The 380-nt window shown below is 73.4% G+C and carries 1 protein-coding gene; it reads right to left on the bottom strand.

Annotated elements, in window-relative coordinates; translation table 11 throughout:
* On the bottom strand, window positions 1–380 hold a 380-nt coding region (locus GPA27_RS28740; protein ID WP_211165332.1), incomplete at both ends, for a TonB-dependent receptor plug domain-containing protein.

Below are 380 nucleotides of genomic sequence, written 5' to 3'. Positions count from 1 at the left end.
AGGCCGTAGGGCTCGATGCGGGTGCCGCCGGTCCAGACGCCGTCGGTGAGGGTCAGCCCGTCCATGTAGCGCGCCGGGCTGAAGCCGCGCACCAGCAGCCAGTCGCTGCGGGTGTCCTGGCCGTAGCCGCCGCCCTGGGCGCCGGCGGTGTACCAGACCGCTTCCTCGATGCCCTGGATGCCGCGTTCGCGCATCTGCTCGGCGGTGATCACCGAGACCGACTGCGGCACCTCGATCAGCGGGGTGTCGGTCTTGGTCACGGTCTGGCTGCGCTTGGCGATCGGCGCCTGGACCTGGACTTTGTCGAGCGTGGTCGGGTCGGGCGCGTCGGCGGCGGGCGCGGCGAAGGCGGCGGCCAGCAGCGGCAGGCCGGTCAGGGC

Source organism: Aromatoleum toluolicum, assembly GCF_012911005.2.
Classification (GTDB): Bacteria; Pseudomonadota; Gammaproteobacteria; order Burkholderiales; family Rhodocyclaceae; genus Aromatoleum; species Aromatoleum toluolicum.
Note: the sequence above shows the minus strand (reverse complement) of the source record. Positions and strands in the feature narration are given on the sequence as shown.